16 protein-coding genes and 1 tRNA gene are annotated in these 15653 nt (G+C 65.3%); 13 read left to right on the top strand and 4 right to left on the bottom strand.

What is annotated here, in order from left to right:
• Positions 1–93: 93 nt before the first annotated feature.
• Entirely contained in the window at positions 94–780 is a 687-nt protein-coding gene (locus Ga0102493_RS08090; protein WP_034901393.1) for a 50S ribosomal protein L25/general stress protein Ctc, read from the top strand.
• Positions 781–859: 79 nt separating this feature from the next.
• Here Ga0102493_RS08090 and Ga0102493_RS08095 read toward each other — a convergent pair whose 3' ends face one another.
• A complete protein-coding gene (locus Ga0102493_RS08095) occupies positions 860–1072 on the bottom strand; it encodes a hypothetical protein (protein WP_150132443.1) in 213 nt (70 codons plus the stop codon).
• Between the two features lie 111 nt (positions 1073–1183).
• On the opposite strand from Ga0102493_RS08095, the gene pth reads away from it, so the two are divergent.
• The 4 genes from pth (at position 1184) to Ga0102493_RS08115 (ending at position 4157) form a co-directional block, all read left to right on the top strand.
• Positions 1184–1753, top strand: coding sequence for an aminoacyl-tRNA hydrolase (gene pth, locus Ga0102493_RS08100; protein WP_034901388.1), 570 nt, complete (start codon positions 1184–1186; stop codon positions 1751–1753).
• A 45-nt stretch (positions 1754–1798) separates the two neighbouring features.
• Positions 1799–2104, top strand: coding sequence for a hypothetical protein (locus tag Ga0102493_RS08105; protein ID WP_051697623.1), 306 nt, complete (start codon positions 1799–1801; stop codon positions 2102–2104).
• 64 nt (positions 2105–2168) lie between these two features.
• Entirely contained in the window at positions 2169–3269 is a 1101-nt protein-coding gene (ychF, locus tag Ga0102493_RS08110) for a redox-regulated ATPase YchF (RefSeq protein ID WP_034901383.1), read from the top strand.
• Between the two features lie 87 nt (positions 3270–3356).
• Positions 3357–4157 carry a DUF1206 domain-containing protein gene (locus Ga0102493_RS08115; RefSeq protein ID WP_069297486.1) on the top strand — a complete coding sequence of 267 codons (801 nt, stop codon included), beginning with the start codon at positions 3357–3359 and terminating at the stop codon, positions 4155–4157.
• Positions 4158–4161: 4 nt separating this feature from the next.
• On the opposite strand, the gene Ga0102493_RS08120 is transcribed toward Ga0102493_RS08115, so the two are convergent.
• Together Ga0102493_RS08120 and mutL are read right to left on the bottom strand one after the other, a co-directional pair.
• The gene (locus tag Ga0102493_RS08120; protein WP_034901379.1) at positions 4162–4794 is read right to left on the bottom strand and encodes a class I SAM-dependent methyltransferase; all 633 of its coding nucleotides are present in this window, start codon (positions 4792–4794) and stop codon (positions 4162–4164) included.
• A 124-nt stretch (positions 4795–4918) separates the two neighbouring features.
• Positions 4919–6790 (bottom strand): DNA mismatch repair endonuclease MutL, encoded by a 1872-nt coding sequence (gene mutL, locus Ga0102493_RS08125; protein WP_034901377.1) that lies wholly within the window; start codon positions 6788–6790, stop codon positions 4919–4921.
• 190 nt (positions 6791–6980) lie between these two features.
• On the opposite strand from mutL, the gene Ga0102493_RS08130 reads away from it, so the two are divergent.
• From Ga0102493_RS08130 to rodA, 5 genes are all read left to right on the top strand, one after another.
• Complete coding sequence (locus Ga0102493_RS08130; RefSeq protein WP_034901373.1) at positions 6981–8024, top strand: rod shape-determining protein; 1044 nt, start codon at positions 6981–6983, stop codon at positions 8022–8024.
• Positions 8025–8085: 61 nt separating this feature from the next.
• On the top strand, positions 8086–8991 hold the full coding sequence (mreC, locus tag Ga0102493_RS08135) for a rod shape-determining protein MreC (protein WP_034901371.1): 906 nt from the start codon (positions 8086–8088) through the stop codon (positions 8989–8991).
• Positions 8988–9551 (top strand): hypothetical protein, encoded by a 564-nt coding sequence (locus Ga0102493_RS08140; RefSeq protein ID WP_034901368.1) that lies wholly within the window; start codon positions 8988–8990, stop codon positions 9549–9551. The genes mreC and Ga0102493_RS08140 overlap by 4 nt, the downstream gene beginning before the upstream one ends.
• Positions 9548–11641, top strand: a complete 2094-nt coding sequence (gene mrdA / locus Ga0102493_RS08145) for a penicillin-binding protein 2 (protein ID WP_034901367.1) — start codon at positions 9548–9550, stop codon at positions 11639–11641. Before Ga0102493_RS08140 ends, mrdA begins: the two co-directional genes overlap by 4 nt.
• Before the next feature lie 5 nt (positions 11642–11646).
• Positions 11647–12789 carry a rod shape-determining protein RodA gene (gene rodA, locus Ga0102493_RS08150; protein ID WP_034901364.1) on the top strand — a complete coding sequence of 381 codons (1143 nt, stop codon included), beginning with the start codon at positions 11647–11649 and terminating at the stop codon, positions 12787–12789.
• Between the two features lie 10 nt (positions 12790–12799).
• Here the strand turns inward: rodA and Ga0102493_RS08155 are convergent, their stop codons facing one another.
• Positions 12800–13510, bottom strand: coding sequence for a helix-turn-helix transcriptional regulator (locus Ga0102493_RS08155; RefSeq protein WP_051697621.1), 711 nt, complete (start codon positions 13508–13510; stop codon positions 12800–12802).
• A gap of 213 nt (positions 13511–13723) precedes the next feature.
• On the opposite strand from Ga0102493_RS08155, the gene Ga0102493_RS08160 reads away from it, so the two are divergent.
• The 3 genes from Ga0102493_RS08160 to ribB all read left to right on the top strand — a co-directional run bounded on the left by Ga0102493_RS08160 (position 13724) and on the right by ribB (position 15653).
• Complete coding sequence (locus Ga0102493_RS08160) at positions 13724–14083, top strand: hypothetical protein (RefSeq protein WP_034901362.1); 360 nt, start codon at positions 13724–13726, stop codon at positions 14081–14083.
• Positions 14084–14185: 102 nt separating this feature from the next.
• Positions 14186–14261, top strand: a tRNA-Lys gene (locus Ga0102493_RS08165).
• Positions 14262–14405: 144 nt separating this feature from the next.
• A complete protein-coding gene (gene ribB / locus Ga0102493_RS08170) occupies positions 14406–15653 on the top strand; it encodes a 3,4-dihydroxy-2-butanone-4-phosphate synthase (protein ID WP_034901360.1) in 1248 nt (415 codons plus the stop codon).

Below are 15653 nucleotides of genomic sequence, written 5' to 3' on the forward strand. Positions count from 1 at the left end.
CGCTGTAACGGCCCGCCCTTCGGCGCCATGGTCATCCCTGGAGGCGCGGCGCCGCTGACATAATCTTTATCACGCATTCGAAAGGCAGATATCATGAGCGACGCTCTTACACTGCCGGCCGAGGCGCGCGAACGGGCTGGCAAGGGAGCCTCCCGAGCACTTCGCCGCGAAGGTCGGATTCCCGCAGTCATCTATGGCGGCAAGGAAGAACCCACCCCGATCCACGTCGAGGAGAAGGAACTGGTCAAGCAGCTTGGCACAGGTCACTTCATGAACTCGATCGTGACGATCGAACTCGGCGGAAAGAGTGTCCGCACCCTTCCCAAGGACGTCGCTCTCAACCCGGTCACCGATCGCCCGATCCATGCCGACTTCCTGCGCCTGTCGAAGGATTCGAAGGTCGAGGTCCAGGTCCCCGTGGTCTTCATCAACGAAGAGCAGGCGCCCGGTCTCAAGAAGGGCGGCGTGCTCAACGTCGTGCGCCACGAACTGGAACTCGTCTGCGAAGCGGACCGCATCCCGAGCGAGATCGAGATCGACGTGACGGGCCGCGAGGTCGGCGATTCGATCCACATCAGCGAAATCTCCCTGCCCGCGGGCAGCGAAAGCGCGATCACCGACCGCGATTTCACCATCGCGACGCTGGTTGCCCCCTCGGCGCTCAAGAAGAGCGAAGGCGCGGCTGCTGCCGAAGGCGAGGACGAAGTGGCTGCCGATGAGGTCGAAGCGACCGAACAGGGCGGCGACGACCAGGAAGAGGGCGAAGAAGACAGCGAGTAAGCTGCGCTTCCCTCTCAGCACCAAAGATCACCAGGGAACGCCGGGACGGGAAACCGCCCCGGCGTTTTCGTGTCTGGGCCTATTCGCGCGTCCAGCCTTTTGCAGCCATGCATTCGGCAAGCTTCGCCTCGCGCGTCGCTTGGACGGGTATGTTCGCCACATCGTCCTGACATTGGGCGAGCGCCGTGTCGAAAGGCACCGCGCCTTCGCCGGTCCAGCCCGGCTCCGTGGTCGCGCAGGCGGCGAGAACGGTCAGCACAAGTAGAGGAGCAACAGGACGAAATAGCGGCATCTTTGAGGTCTCCATGCAGGGATTCCGCCCCTGCGCCGTATCGATCGGGTCGGCGAGCGGCTGTCGACCAAGCGCTTGAACTTTCGGACCGGCGCTCTAGAGCCGCTCCCCATGCAGATTTGGGTTGGCCTCGGAAATCCCGGACCGCAATATGCGCTTCACCGGCACAATATCGGCTTCATGGCGCTGGACGTCATCGCCGACATGCACGGTTTCTCGCCCATCCAGAAGAAATTCACCGGCTGGGTGCAGGAAGGGCGGATCGGCTCCGAGAAGGTGCTGCTGCTCAAGCCCGCCACCTTCATGAACGAAAGCGGGCGCAGCGTTGGCGAGGCGATGCGCTTCTACAAGCTCACCCCCGACGCCCTGACCGTGTTCCATGACGAGCTCGACCTCGCCCCCTTCAAGGTCAAGGTAAAGCGCGGCGGCGGGACCGCGGGGCACAACGGGCTGAGGTCGATCGACCGCCATCTCGGCCCCGATTTCCGCCGCGTGCGGATCGGAATCGGCCATCCCGGACACAAGGACCGGGTGACCGGTCATGTCCTCGGAAACTACGCCAAGGCCGAACAGGATGACCTTGCCACCATGCTCGGCGCGATGGGTAGCGAGGCGCATTGGCTCGCGGAGGGCGAAGATGCCCGTTTCATGAGCGATGTCGCTCTGCGCCAGCAGGATTGATCCGGATTTGCAACTCGTCCCGCCCCCATGCGTTGGTGGGGCAGTATGAAAACCGAAATCCGATCTAACTGGAGCCACGCGATCCTCGTCTGCGCGAAGTGCGGCAAGAAAGCGAAGAAACGCGGACTGACCTTCGGCAAGAAGGACGAGACATTCAAGAAGGCGCTCAAGTCGGCGCTCGGGGCAAAGAAGGGGCGCAAGGCCTCGCTCGGCCTGGTCGAGGTTCCCTGCCTGGATATCTGTCCGAAGAACGGCGTGGTGCTGGTCGACAGCCGCACGCCGGGCCAATGGCGCATCATCACGCCCGATGCCGACATGGACGAACTCGCCCGGCAGCTGAAAGGGGTGTGAACTCGGGCCTAGCCTTTGCCCCGTGACCTCTCTATCGCCCCGCCATCTTTTCACGGAGTGACAAATGGGTTTCCGCTGCGGCATCGTGGGCCTCCCCAATGTGGGCAAGTCCACCCTTTTCAATGCATTGACCGAGACGCAGGCCGCGCAGGCCGCGAATTATCCGTTCTGCACGATCGAACCCAATGTCGGCCAGGTCGCAGTCCCCGACGAACGGCTCGACAGGATTGCCGCCATCGCGAAAAGCGCGAAGGTGGTGCCCACCCAGCTCGCCTTTGTCGACATCGCCGGTCTCGTGAAGGGTGCGAGCAAGGGCGAAGGGCTCGGCAACCAGTTCCTCGGCAATATCCGGGAAGTCGACGCGATCGTCCATGTGCTGCGATGCTTCGAGGATGACGACATCCAGCATGTCGCCAACAAGGTCGATCCGATCGCCGATGCCGAGGTGGTCGAGACCGAACTCATGCTGGCTGATCTTGAAAGCCTCGAAAAGCGCGTGCCCGCAGCCGCAAAGCGCGCGACCGGCGGGGACAAGGAAGCGAAGATCACCGCCAGCGTGCTCGGCCAGGCGCTCGAACTGCTGCGCGAGGGCAAGCCCGCCCGCCTGACCGAGCCGAAGGACGAGGAGGAAGCGCGCCTCTTTCGCCAGGCACAGCTGCTCACCGCAAAGCCCGTGCTATATGTCTGCAACGTCGCCGAAGACGAGGCCGCAACCGGCAACGCGCTGTCCGAAGCGGTCTTCGCCAGGGCAAAGGCCGAAGGCGCGCAGGCGGCCGTCGTTTCGGCCGCGATCGAGGCCGAACTGGTCGCCATGCCGGCAGAGGACCGCGCGGAATACCTAGAAAGTCTCGGCCTCGAGGAAAGCGGGCTCGCCCGCGTGATCCGTGCCGGATATACCCTGCTCGGTCTCAAGACCTTCTTCACCGCCGGACCGAAGGAAGCGCGCGCCTGGACTTTCCCCCAGGGCGCAAAGGCCCCGCAGGCGGCGGGCGAGATCCACACCGATTTCGAAAAAGGTTTCATCCGCGCCGAGACCATCGCCTACGAGGATTATGTCACCCTGGGCGGAGAAGCGGCCGCGCGCGATGCGGGCAAGCTCCGGCAGGAGGGCAAGGAATATCTCGTGCAGGACGGCGACGTCATGCTCTTCAAGTTCAACGTGTAGGACAGCTCTGCCCGGCGCATTTGTCGGAACGATAGCGACAAAGCCCCCGTTGGTTTCCCGACAACGATCATCGGGAGACAAGCGGTCATGGTAGACAAATCGGAAAAGTTCAATTGGCTCGTGCGGGTGGGGTATTTCTCCCGTGCGGTGCTTTATTTCGTGCTCGGTCTGCTCGCGCTCACCAGCGCGGGCGCCATCAGTCAGGGCTCCGACGGCATCTTCAAGGCAGTCGAGGAATTTCCCGCCGGCACCGCACTGCTGTGGGTGCTGGTCGTGGGGCTGACGGCCTACGCCCTGTTCCGCTTCGCGTCGCCGCTGTTCGACATCGAGAACAACGGGTCGGACAAAAAGGGCTGGGGCAAGCGGCTTGGCCATGCGGGAAGCGGGATCGCGCACCTGGCGCTGGCCTGGACCGGCTACAAGGTCGCGACCGGTTCCCCATCAGGCGGGAGCGGCGCAAGCGGGGCAGCCGCCGGCGTGCTCTCGGTCGAATTTGGCGGAGTGGTGCTCGGCCTGCTGGGCGTTGCCTTCTTCCTTGCCGCGGTGAACCAGGCCGACAAGGCGATCTCTGGCAAGTTCATGCACCGTATCTCTGCGCGTGCGCCCGATTCGACGCGCTGGCTCGGCGGGGCGGGCTTTGCCGCGCGCAGCGTCGTCTATGTCGTGATCGGGTGGTCGCTGGTGCAGGCCGGTTTCCTGTCCAGCGGTCCTTCGCAGGTAAAGACCCTTGGCGAGGCGGTCGCTTCGCTCGCGGGGACGGGCTGGCTGTTCACGCTGACGGCGGCCGGGCTGATCCTGTTCGGCCTCTTCAGCCTTATCCTCGCGCGTTATCGGATCATTCCCGAGATCGACAGCGATCAGGGCGTGCCGAAATTCCGCGCGGCCTGATCGGTCAGGCCGGACGCTCTTTCCAGCCCCAGGCAAGAATGCAGGGCGGAATGTTGCGCCAGACGAAGTCGGTCTCGAGCCTGTCGAAATGCTGCTCGGTAAGATCGCGAGCGGCAGGGCGGAACTGGTAGGTCAGGAATGCCCCGCCGCGCCGGAGCACCCGCTCGGTCGCAGCGACGATACGGTCGGCGACGCCTTCGGGCAGAGTCGAGATCGGCAGGCCCGAAAGCACGAAGTCGGCCTTTTCATGGCCCACTTGCTTCACGAACCGTTCGACATCCTCGGCCGAGCCGAGCCGTGCATGGAACCGATCGTCCCGAACCGTCCGCTTGAGATAGTCCACGAAACGCTCATTCGTTTCTATCACGAGCAGCTTGCCGTCTTCCGGCAGGCGGTCGAGGATATGTGGGCAGAAGGTCCCGACACCGGGTCCATATTCGACGAACAGCTTGCAATTGTCCCAATCGACCCGGTCGAGCATGGCGTCGATCGTCACCCGCGAGGAAGGGATGACCGAGCCGACCATGCGCGGCGCCTCCATAAAACCGCGGAAGAACACGGCGAGAGGTCCGAACACCCGGCCCAAACCTTTGCGCGTGTATTTAGCCATGGTGGCGGTTCTGGTGCCTGTTGTCATTCCTCTTGCCCTTCCTGATCCTTGCGCGCGCTTTATCCATATGCGCTTTTCGCAATCATGTGGTCAAACCAAGGGGCTTACAGGTCCGTTCCCTGCACACGCCGACGAACGCGGCGGCGCGCCCTCAATGTCGTCCGAACAGCTTTTCGACGTCTTCCATCGACAGCTTCACCCATGTCGGGCGGCCATGATTGCACTGGCCCGAACGCGGCGTGGCTTCCATTTCGCGCAGCAGCGCGTTCATCTCGGCGACCGAGAGCACCCGCCCTGCCCTAACCGATCCGTGGCATGCCATCGTCGCGAGCGTGTATTCAAGCCGCTCCGCAAGCAGCAGCGCGCCGCTGTCCTGCTGGTGGCCGTGATGGGCGATGTCGTCAGCAAGATCGCGCAGCAGCCTGCCCGTATCCGCCTTTGCGATGGCCGAGGGCACGGCACGCACCAGCATGGCTGCCGGGCCGAAACGCTCGATCACGAGGCCAAAGCGCGCGAGCCCCTCGGCCGCTTCCTCGAGCCGGTCGCAATCGACCTCGTCCAGTTCGACCACGTCGGGCACGAGCAGCGCCTGCGACCTTTTTGCGGCTTCCCCCGCGCCGGCCGCGCGCAACCGTTCGAGTACGAGCCTCTCGTGCGCGGCGTGCTGGTCGACCAGGACCAGGCCGTCGGCGGCCTCGGCGACGATATATGTGTTCGCGACCTGCCCGCGGGCGATGCCGAGCGGGTACCGGCGGGTTTCCGCGGGGATTGGCGCGGCTTCCTCGGCGCGGCCCATGGGCAGGGCATCGCTCGTGTCGCCCCATCCACTCCGGGCTTCCCCGACACTTGCGGGGCGCGATTGCGGCGCGGTCCAGTCGCGGCCAGAAAAGATGCTTTCCAGCGCGCCCGATTGCGGCGGAGCGGTCATGGGAGCGGCAGGTTCGGTCTGCCAGCGCTCCATCGCCTTGCGGTCGGGGCCCTGCGCGCTGCGCCGGTCGCCGGTCGCAAGAGCCTGCCTGAGCCCGGAGACGATGAAACCGCGCACCCCGCTTGCATCGCGAAAGCGCACTTCGGTCTTGGCGGGGTGAACGTTGACGTCGACATCCTGCGGCGGCAGCTCGAGGAACAGGGCGAGCACTGCGTGCCGGTCGCGCGCGAGCATGTCCGAATAGGCCCCTCGCACCGCCCCGACCAGCAGGCGATCCTTCACCGGGCGGCCGTTGACGAAGAGGTATTGATGATCCGCCACGCCGCGATTGTAGGTCGGCAGCCCCGCGATCCCCGTCAGCCGCATCGTCCCGTGGGGCGTATCGCGAGTGAGATCGATCGCAACCGAATTGTCCTTGAGTTCGTGCGCGATGATCTGGGCGACGCGAGTGGCCAGCGGCTCTCCCGCCTGCGTGCGCAGAACCGTGCGCTCCTTGCCTTCGGCGCCATTGGTAAGAGTGAAGGCGATTTCGGGGCGCGCCATGGCAAGGCGGCGGATCACGTCTAGGCTGGCGATATATTCGCTGCGCGCGGTGCGCAGGAACTTGCGGCGAGCGGGCACGCGGGCAAAAAGCTGTTCGACCCGCACGCGCGTCCCGGGCGGCAATGCGGCCGGCCCTTCCTCGATTAGGTCGCCGTGATCGACCACCCTTCGCCATCCGTCGGCCGCGCCATGCACCCGGCTCTCCAGCGTGAGGCGCGCAACGCTCGCGATCGAAGGCAGCGCTTCGCCGCGAAAGCCCAGCGTCTCGACCATTTCGATCGCGCCCTCTTCGCCGATCAGCGCATCGGGCAGTTTGGAAGTCGCGTGCCGTTCGAGAGCGAGCTCCATTTCCGCCGCATCCATCCCGCAGCCGTCATCCGTCACCTCGAGCCGCGTGAGCCCGCCATCGGTCAGCGCAATGGCGATTCGCGCGGCGCCCGCGTCGATCGCGTTCTCGACCACTTCCTTGAGCGCGGAAGCCGGGCGCTCGACCACTTCGCCCGCAGCGATGCGGTTGACAAGGACCGAAGGAAGGCGGCGAATATGCGACATTGGTCGCAGCCTAGACGTCAGCGGTCGCAAATTCGAGGGTAACCCCCCATAATCGGCAACAGCGTCAACAATATTTTTGGCCTTTTGAATGCGAAAACGCTAGGCGCATCGGGTCACGTCACATTCGAGTGACCCATGTCCGGCAGGGGCCCTGCCGTACTTGCCCAAAGAGCTCACGGAACAAGAACAAATGAGTTTCCTTTCGAACCTGTTCAAATTCGGATCGCAGAACATGGCGATCGACCTCGGCACCGCGAACACGCTCGTCTACGTGCAGGACCAGGGCATCATCCTCAACGAGCCCAGCGTGGTTGCGATCGAGACGATCAACGGCGTCAAGCGCGTCAAGGCGGTCGGCGACGATGCGAAGATGATGATGGGCAAGACGCCCGACACGATCGAGGCGATCCGCCCGCTTCGCGACGGGGTCATCGCCGACATCGAAATCGCCGAGGAGATGATCAAGCACTTCATCCGCAAGGTCCATGGCAAGCGCAACCTGTTCCGCTATCCCGAAATCGTGATCTGCGTTCCCTCCGGCTCGACCTCGGTTGAAAAGCGCGCGATCCGCGATGCCGCTTCCAATGCGGGGGCATCGGAAGTGCACCTGATCCTCGAACCGATGGCCGCCGCGATCGGCGCCGACATGCCGGTGACCGAACCGGTCGGTTCGATGGTCGTCGACATTGGCGGCGGGACGACCGAAGTCGCGGTTCTGTCGCTGCGCGGCCTTGCCTATACCACTTCGGTCCGCACCGGCGGCGACAAGATGGACGAGGCGATCGTTTCCTATGTCCGGCGGCATCACAACCTCCTGATCGGCGATGCCACGGCAGAGCGGATCAAGAAGGATTACGGCATCGCGGTCGTGCCCGAGGACGGCATCGGCGAGACGATCACGCTGAAGGGGCGCGACCTCGTCAACGGCGTGCCCAAGGAGATCACGATCAACCAGGCGCATGTCGCCGAGGCCCTTTCCGAACCGATCGGCGCGATCGTCGAAGGGGTGCGCATCGCGCTCGAGAACACCGCGCCCGAACTTGCCGCGGACATCGTCGACCAGGGCATAGTGCTCACCGGAGGCGGCGCGCTGATCCGCCGGCTCGACGAGCATCTGCGCGAGGAAACCGGCCTGCCGGTCTCGATCGCGGAGGACCCGCTCACCTGCGTCGCCATCGGCACCGGCCGGGCGATGGAGGATCCGATCTATCGCGGCGTGCTGATGACGGCATGATCCGCACGAGCCCCCGCAGCCTATGCGGGGGGCTCGACAGGGAAAGAAGGGGCAGCAGGCCATGGCGCCGCCGTCATCGCGCCGTTCGGGTTTCTCGAAGAAGGCGCAATATTCCGTCTTCACCGGATACCTGCTGGCGGCGCTCGGTGCCCTTCTTGGTGCGGGCCTGCTTGCGCTGTCCTATTGGCAGCCGGGCAGCTTCGCGCCGCTGCGCGGCGCGGCGAGCGATGCCGTCACCCCGGTGGGCGAAGTCCCGGCTGCCGCACGAACCGGGTCGCAATCGGCCTGGGATGTCGTGTCCGGTTATTTCTATGCCGGATCGCAGAATGCCCGGCTGCGCGAGGAGAACGAGATAGCGCGCATCCGTCTTGCCGAAGCCGAGGCGGTAAGGGACGAGAACCGCCGGCTGAAGGCGCTGCTCGATCTTGCGAAGGGCGAGGTCGAACCGATCGCGACCGCGCGGCTCGTCGGCTCTAGCGCCGCCAGTGCGCGGCGATTTGCCTATATCGGCGTGGGCCGTGCCGACGGTCTTGAGCCGGGCATGCCGGTGCGTTCGCCGCGCGGCGTGGTCGGGCGCGTGCTCGAAGTCGCGAGCGGTTCGGCGCGGGTAATGCTCCTGACCGACAGCGAAAGCGTGCTTCCGGTGCGCCGCGCGGGCGATAACACCGTCGCCTTCGCCGAAGGGCGCGGCGACGGATTGCTGCGGATCAGACTGATCAATCTCGGACTCAATCCTCTCAAGAAAGGCGATGTCTTCGTCACCAGCGGCGCCGGCGGCTATTACCGCCCGGGCGTGGCGGTTGCGGTCTTGAGCGAACTCACTCCCGATGGCGGGCTTGCGCGGCTGATCGCGGACCCTTCCGCGACGGATTTCGTCTCGATCGAGCCGATCTACGAAGGCGAGGCTGTCGCCGCATCGCGCGTGGGCGGAGAGAACGAGCTGACCGAGCAAGAGCTGGAAGAGTGATCGAACGACGCGGCAGGCCGACGCGCAGTACGCGCTATCGCGGCAGCGGGATCAACCGCGAAGCCTCGCCCCTGAGGGCGGGCACGGTTCCCTATGTCTCGATCCTCGCCGGCTCGCTGCTGCCCGTGCTGCTCCTCCAGGCCGATGTCATGCCGCTCTCGCCGCCGCTCGGGTACATCATGCTCGTCGCCTGGCGGCTGATGCGGCCTGGCCTGCTGCCGATCTGGGCTGGCGTGCCGCTCGGCCTGTTCGACGACCTCGTCAGCGGGCAGCCGATCGGCTGCGCGGTGCTGCTATGGTCGCTGACCATGATCGCGTTCGAATATCTCGAGCAACAGGTCCCGTGGCGCGGATTCTGGCAGGACTGGTTCACCGCAGGTCTAGCCATCGTCCTGTATATCCTTGCCGCGATGGCCCTTTCCCGCGCGACCGTCTCTCCTGCCCTGCTCCTTGCCATGCTGCCGCAGATCGTGGTGGCGGTGGTTCTCTATCCCGTCTTCGCGAGGCTCGTCTCGCGGCTCGACCTCTTCCGTCTGGCGCGCACGCGGAGGATCGGATGAAGCGCTGGTTCAGAAAAAGCGGGCTGAGGCGCGCCGGGCCGAAGATAACCGCGTCCGGCCTGCGCAACACGTTCGACAGGCGCGCAATGGTCATCGGCGCGGTGCAGGGCGGGATCGGCGCCCTGCTCGCGGTGCGCATGGGCTATCTCGCGATCGCGGAGAACGAGAAGTACCGGCTCGAATCCGAAAGCAACCGGGTGAACCTGTCGCTAATCCCGCCGCGGCGGGGCTGGATCCTCGATCGCAACGGCGCGCCGCTCGCCTCGAACCGCGCCGATTTCCGCGTCGACGTGATCCCCGAACGACTGTCCGAGCCCGAGGCGACGATCGAACAGATCGGAACGCTGCTGGCGCTGGAGCCCGACCGGATCGCCGATATCAAGCAGAAGGTGGTCCAGTCGAAAGGCTATCAGCCGATCGAAGTCGCGAGCGGGCTCAATTACGAACAATTCGCCGCTTTGAGCGTACGCCTGCCCGATCTCCAGGGGATCGTCCCGCAGCGCGGGTTTTCGCGCTTCTACCCGACGGGGCCCTCGGTCGGGCACCTGATCGGCTATGTCGGCCCCGCCAATGCCGAGGAATATGACGAGGAGGACCGCAACCCGCTCCTCATCACGCCGGGCTACAAGATCGGCAAGGACGGGCTCGAAAAGCAGTTCGAGCAGGAATTGCGCGGCGTACCGGGTGCGCGGCGCGTCGAGGTGACGGCGGGCGGGCGCATCGTGCGCGACCTCGAAACGCGCGAGGACGTGCAAGGCGATCCGGTCAAGCTCACCATCGACGGGCCGCTGCAGGATTATGCCGCGCGCCGCATTGGTCTCGAAAGCGGATCGGTCGTCGTCATGGACTGCAAGACCGGCGACCTACTCTGCATGGCTTCCATGCCGAGCTTCGACCCAAACAGCTTTTCGGACGGCATCGGATCGGTCGAATACGCCATGCTGCGCGAGGACGAGCGCGTGCCCCTGCGCAACAAGGTGCTGCAAGGGCTCTACCCACCCGGTTCTACGGTCAAGCCGATGCATTGCATGGCCTTCCTGAAAGCCGGGATCGACCCCAAGGAGACGATTTCCTGCGGCGGCGGGCGGCGGATCGGCAACCGTTTCTTCAATTGCTGGAGCAATCACGGCACCGTCGACATGGCCAAGGCGATCTATCAGTCATGCGACAGCTATTTCTATCACTACGCGCAGGCCGTCGGCTTCGACAAGGTCGCCGCGATGGCGAGCCAGTTCGGGCTGGGCAAGGAATTCCCGCTGCCGGTCACCAGCCAGTTCTACGGCACGGTCCCGACGCCCGACTGGAAGTTCAACAAGTTCGGCCGCGAATGGCAGGATTTCGACACGGTCAACGCCTCGATCGGGCAGGGCTATTACCTCACCAGCCCGCTCCAGCTCGCGGTGATGGCGACCCGGCTCGCGACCGGGCGGCATGTCATGCCGCGGCTGGTGATGAACACGCCGACGCGCGGCATCGATCAGGTGGACCTCGCCGATGACCAGGTCGCCTTCGTGCGCCAGGCGATGAGCGATGTCGTGAACGGCCCCGGAACGGCGGGACGCGGGCGGCTTCCGCTGGAGGACGTCCTGATGGCGGGCAAGACCGGCACCGCGCAGGTCGTCTCGCTTTCGGTTTCCGACGGCAAGTCCGGCCCCTGGAAATACCGCGACCACGGCCTGTTCGTCTTCTTCGCCCCGTTCGAGAACCCGCGCTATGCCGGCGCGGTCGTCATCGAACATGGCGGCGGCTCGGGCGCGGCCTATCCGATCGCGCGCGACGTGATGACGTTCATGTTCGATCCGGAAAAGGGCATGGACGCGCTCACCAAGCTAGAGGAGCAATGGGGCGGCACCGCCCAGCAGCGGCTGGAAAAACGCTATGCCGCCTATGCCGCCGAGCGCGGGGCAACCGTGGTTCCCCCGCCGCGCCGGGACGAGGATATCTTCGACCAGGTGGAGGCCGAGGCGAGGCTCGCCGCCGCGCGCACGCAGGCGATCGCCGACGACGCGATCGCGCCGCGCCCCGATCCCACCGCCTCCGGCAGTCCGCCACCCGACAGCGCGGTTCCGGCGCGGGACGGAGGCGAATAACCGCCATGGCCAGTGTCATACCCGATCCGATCGCGCGCCAGCCCTGGGGGATGCTGATTCCGCTCTTCCTGCTGGTCGGCTTCGGTGCGGCGGTGCTCTATTCGGCCGCCGGAGGCTCGATGGATCCCTTCGCGAGTTCGCATCTCGTGCGCTTCGGGGTGTTTCTCGTCATGGCGCTGGTGATCGCGGCCTTCCCGCGCGAATTGGTGCGTTTCCTCACCTATCCGGCCTATCTCGTAGTGCTCGCCCTGCTCGTGGCGGTCGAGATCATCGGCCAGGTCGGCGGCGGCAGCCAGCGCTGGCTCGATCTCGGCTTCATGGTGTTGCAGCCTTCAGAACTGATGAAGCCGGTGATCGTGGTGACGCTGGCGCATTTCTATTCCTCGCTGCCGGTCGGCCTCATCACCGGCTGGCGCGCGGTGCTGCTGCCCGGAGCGATGATCGCGGCCCCGGTCGCCTTCGTCCTGCTGCAGCCCGATCTCGGCACCAGCCTTGCGATCGCATTCGGCGGGGCGGTGGTGATGCTGCTTGCAGGGCTGCCGCTGCGCTGGTTCATCGGCGGCGCCGTCGCGGCGGCCGCGGCGGCACCTGTCGCGTTCTTCTTCGGCCTCAAGGAATACCAGCAGCGCCGGGTGCTCACCATGTTCGACGCCGAAGCCGATCCGCTGGGTGCGGGCTATCACATCACCCAGTCCAAGATCGCGATCGGATCGGGCGGCCTGTTCGGCAAGGGCTTCAACGAGGGTTCGCAAAGCCACCTGCAATACCTGCCCGAACCGCACACCGATTTCGTCTTCGCCACCATGGCCGAGGAATGGGGCCTTCTCGGCGGCCTGTTCGTGATCGCGATCTTCGGGGTCATCCTGCGCTGGGGGCTCGAGGTCGCCCGCGCCTCGCGCGATCGCTTCGCCCAGCTGCTCGCAGGTGGCATGGTCGCGACGATCTTCTTCTATGTGGCGGTCAACCTGCTGATGGTGATGGGATTTGCGCCCGTCGTCGGCATCCCGCTGCCGTTCATGAGCCATGGCGGCTCGTCCATGCTCACCAACATGATCTGCATCGGCGCGCTGATGATGGTCGACCGCTGGAACAAGCGCGCGCCGGGCAGAGGATTGAGCGGGAGCCTTTCGGGCGGGCTCACGACCTGAACGGCGCGGCTCAGACCCGCACCAGCCCCAGCCTCAACGCCTTCACCACCGCCCCGACCCGGTCCGACGCATCGAGCTTTGCGTAGATGCGCCGGGCGTAGGTCTTCACCGTGTCGGGCGACAGGCCCATGATCTCTGCAGTGACCGAAAGCGACTTTCCCTCAGTCAGCCATTCGAGCACTTGGCGCTCGCGTTCGGACAGGCTGATCCGGGTCGGCGCGCTTTCTATGAGGACGCATACGCGCTGATGGGAGGCCTGCGCGATGGCGCGCACGAGACCCAGCGTCCTGTCAGGCACATCCGCCAGGGGGCGGTCGAAATCGAACGCGGCATAGCCGTCGCGCCCGTGCATGCCGAACAGCGGGACGCCAAAGCCATGGATCAGCCCGTGTTCGCGCATGGCCTTGAAATAGGCTTCGTTCCCCGGCGTGTTCGGCCCCGCCTGCATCGCCTCCTGCCAGGTCAGCATCGAACCGTGTTCAAGCACTCTTCCCGGGATCGGGTCGTCCCGGCGGAAATCGTCCCGTTCGTAAAGGGCGAGCCATTCGTCCGAAAAGCCGCGCGCGTAGACGACGGTGGACGGCGAGGTCGGCTCTTCGAACAGCGGCGTGACATGATAGCTGTGGCGCACCACGCCTTCTGCCCTCGCGACATCGCAGCCATATTCGATCGCCTCGGCGATGTCTTCGATCCGGTCGATCCTTGCAAAATGACGGTGCATTCTGCCGGGCATACACGAAGTCACCCGGATGGGCGACTTTCCCCTCCCGGAAACCGGCGGCATAGGCGCGCCACGAAACCAGTTCGGGCCTTCGGGTCGCACCCTGCCCCACGAGGGCGGGAAAGCTGAAAGCCCGGAACCTGGCGGCAGCGGCTACTCCCCCTTTGGCCAGCCTGTCGCCAGGAACACCCTTTCGAAATCGGCCCCAAGACAATGCTTTCCCCCCTGCGTCCCATTCGCTCCCTGTTTGCCCGGATCGGCGCGCGCGAGCCGTGCTCCCCGGCCGACCCTCCCCTGCGCGAGGGCGGCATCGTGCTCGCCGCGCTGATGACCGAGGCGATCCGCCAGCGCGAGGCAGGAGGACACCAGACGACCCTGCGCCAGCTTCACTGCGTTCTCGGCATATCGCAGCCGAGTGCGCTGAGGATCGCCCACCTTCTCGCGCGGGAGGGCGTGGTGCGGATCGAGGAGAACATGTCCGACAGGTTCGAAAGCACGGTGCGCCTCTCGCCCGAGACGCAGCGCCGCTTCATGGCCCTGGCGAAAGAGAATATCGCGGTCGACACGGCATAGCCCCTTCCCATTGGCGCCAAGCGCGCTATATGCAGCGCCTCACGCGATTCGGGACCGTGCCCAGCACCCCCTCGCGGTGAATTTTCCGATGCCCATCGGTACGGACGCATAGCTCAGTTGGTAGAGCAGCTGACTCTTAATCAGCGGGTCCTAGGTTCGAGCCCTAGTGCGTCCACCACCACCCCCTTGCCGGTTCCTGCGATGCAGGTCACATCCTGCGCCACATCGCGCGGGCGTTTCGTTCGCTTAGTTCATACGCGATGGGGTTTTCGGCGCCAATCACTGCACTTGATTTCACATTGTCGTGTGATAGAGCGCCTGTATGAACACATCCACTATCACACGCGTCCGCGAACTCGTCGAAAGCGGCGCTTTCACGCGCGCCGGCCTTGCCCGCGCTGCCGGGCTCCACGCCAACACGCTGCGCGACTGCGCCGAGGAAGGCTGGAATCCCACCGCCGAAACCCTCGCCAAGCTCGCCGCCTTCCTCGACGACAATGACGAACGCCCCGTGCTCGTCGGGATCGAGGAGATCATCGACGAGGCGCGCAATGGCCGCATGTACATACTCGTCGACGACGAGGACCGCGAAAACGAGGGCGATCTCATCATCCCCGCCCAGATGGCAACGCCTGCCGCGGTCAATTTCATGGCGACGCATGGCCGCGGCCTCATCTGCCTCGCATTGGACAAGGCCCGCGTCGATACGCTCGGGCTCGAACCGATGAGCCGGAACAACAAGGAATCGATGCAGACCGCCTTCACCATCTCGATCGAGGCGAAGGAAGGCGTCACCACCGGCATTTCGGCCGCCGACCGGGCGCGCACCATTTCGGTCGCGATCGACGCGACGAAGGGCTCCGACGACATCGTCACGCCGGGCCACGTCTTCCCGCTCGCCGCGCGCGACGGCGGCACGCTGGTGCGCGCCGGGCACACCGAGGCCGCGGTCGACATCTCCCGTCTTGCCGGGCTCAACCCCTCGGGCGTCATCTGCGAGATCATGAACGAGGACGGGACCATGGCGCGCATGGACGACCTCGTGAAATTCGCGCGCAAGCACGATCTCAAGATCGGCACGATCCGCGATCTCATCGCCTACCGGATGCGCAACGACCACCTCGTCGAGCGCACCGGCGAAAGCTCGTTCGAAAGCGATTACGGCGGCCACTGGCGCATGATCACCTATCGCGACCGGGTGGAAGGGAACGAAGCCTATGTCCTGCAGAAAGGCCATGTCGTCCCCGGCGAGCCCACCCTCGCCCGCGTCCACCCGATTTCGGTCTTCGACGACGTGCTCGGTGCGCCTGGCCCGCGCAAGCGCACGCTGCAGCGCGCGATGGAGGCGGTGGGCGAACACGGCGCGGGGATCATCGTGATCCTGACGGGCCGCGTCGGCACCGGCGCGTGGAGCAAGGACGAGGAGCTGCGCAATATCGGCATCGGTTCGCAGATCCTCGCCGATCTCGGCGTGCACGACATGATCCTGCTGTCCAATTCGCGCCCCGACCTCGTTGCGATCGAGGGATTCGGGCTCACCATCACCGGCCACCGGCCGATCCCGGAGTAA

The sequence above is a fragment of the Erythrobacter litoralis genome (assembly GCF_001719165.1).
GTDB lineage: Bacteria > Pseudomonadota > Alphaproteobacteria > Sphingomonadales > Sphingomonadaceae > Erythrobacter > Erythrobacter litoralis.